Source organism: Bacteroides sp. K03 (assembly GCF_019734355.1).
Taxonomy (GTDB): domain Bacteria; phylum Bacteroidota; class Bacteroidia; order Bacteroidales; family Bacteroidaceae; genus Bacteroides; species Bacteroides nordii.
Genome location: NZ_JAASHC010000056.1, coordinates 1 through 2,031, shown reverse-complemented (window position 1 = coordinate 2,031; position 2,031 = coordinate 1). Strand labels below are relative to the sequence as shown.

General features: G+C 34.7%; 1 protein-coding gene. It reads right to left on the bottom strand.

The features are described from left to right. Positions 1-307: 307 nt before the first annotated feature. Entirely contained in the window at positions 308-1,450 is a 1,143-nt protein-coding gene (locus HCG69_RS20565) for an OmpA family protein (RefSeq protein WP_221651564.1), read from the bottom strand. Between the last annotated feature and the right edge of the window lie 581 nt (positions 1,451-2,031).

Genomic DNA, 2,031 nt, shown 5'->3' with positions numbered 1-2,031 from the left:
AATATTAAGAAATTTATTCTTATTAACGTTCATAAAGAACTATGTTTTCCATGGCAAAGATAATGGTAGAGGAAAAAACTTATCCCGACATCATAAGAGAGATATGACACCGGGATAAGTAGAATATATATTCAAATAGAATCAAAATATACGAAACAAGATGCATGTTTTTGCACTCTTTTGCATGATTAATTTTCTTATTGCATCTATTTTCGTTATTCACCTATCAGGAGAATAGATAGATTCCGAGCAAAATAATAGTATATCTAAAGTTTATACAGCTTTATGTAATCTTCCTTTTCAGAGATTATTTCGATTCATCAATCGTACAGATACTTACGCGATTCCAGTCCGGTTCTGAGAACATATCACCAATTCCCTGACCTTCGGCCGTAATTCGTGCAGCATCAATCTTATACTTTTTCACCAGAATAGTCTTAATAGCTTCGGCACGTGCTTTTGCCAGTTTCTCATTGAATGCCAGATTTCCTTCAGGAGAAGCATATCCTTTGATAACGACAGTTGTATTCACATGCTTATTCATATAAGAAGCTACTCGTTCTACATTGGGTAACTGCGATGCATCAACGACTGATTTTCCCTGTCGGAAAGTAATGATAGATTCAGGAATCCGACTGGTCTTTACAACCGTTTCAACAGGAACAACCTTATTGCGGCATTCATTCAGCTCACTTTGTAACTCGTTGACCTGCTGGTTGGCATTAATTAACTGATTATTCTTGTTGCCTACCTGCGAACGAAGATCATTAATAGCAAAATTCAGATCGGCTATCTCAGCAGGATCATAAGGTTTGACTTTCGTAAAATGATGTGTCCCGTTACTTGTCATAAAATGGTAAGTGATTCCGGCCGTCAGTTCAAAAGCAGCGTTATTTACGTTAAAGCGGCTCTTTGCTGTATTAAAATCGCCTTCCATATCATATACAATAGCTGGTCTTACTCCTAATGTCCATGCCTTAGTCTCTCCTAAATTGAAGTTTAAATTCATGCCGAAACGAGTAGACCAGGAATTCTGATCTCCAGGGCCGTTCATATAATAATGTAGCCAGCCCATACCAGCCAAAGCTTCAATCTCAAATAGACGGGGAGTTCCCTGATATCCTCCAAACAAATTCATCAAATTGACTTTACCTAACAAGCTGACATCAGAAGCATCGAATGCTGTCTTACTTTGGGTCGTGTTCACATATCCCATACCCTGAATACCCAAACCGAAGACAGGCGTAAGTTGCTTAGTTATTCCGAATCCGAAAGCCGGACGAGCATCTTTAAAGAATGAACTGTGAGTCAGAGGTGTCACAGCACCAGCATTAATTCCTATAGACCAGTTATCACCAAATTTAGTTCCCTGAAGAGCAGTCTCGCCTGTTTGAGCATTTGCAGTGAATGCTCCCAGTGCAAAAGCAGATACAATAATAAATTTTTTCATAATTAAAATGCGTTAAGTTGATTATAAAATAAACATATCATACATTTCATGTTGAAAGTTTATTTATGAAAGTAAAGTCCATATATTTATAATTCATGTATCCCAAACATTATCAAGCAGATACATTGTTTCAAATTAAGAGACTAAACTTTCTTTTTAATTCAATATTTAAAACAATATTCAATATCGTTTTCATATTAAAGAACATAATATATTTAATTTTAGTTCGGGGTATTAAAATGAAATTAACAACTATTTTGTTTTAAGAAGATACAGAATCAACCTTCTGTACTGCAAGAATACTTATTTCTACTTGTATTTAATCATGATTTGTGATGAATCAACTATCTATCAAACACTGGTTAAAGTTATAGTTCTTTAATAAATTATCGGTTAAAATAAAACACATTATTAACACTCGATATTAACAATTACTTTTGTTATGCAAGAATGTACACTTTTGCTACACAAACTTGTACACTTTCACATAGCAAAAATGTACAGTTAACAGGTTCTTCTTCAATTTAGTTGAACCGTGTTTGATAAGTCACTTTTGCAAAGTAGGCTCTATGGGATTCAAA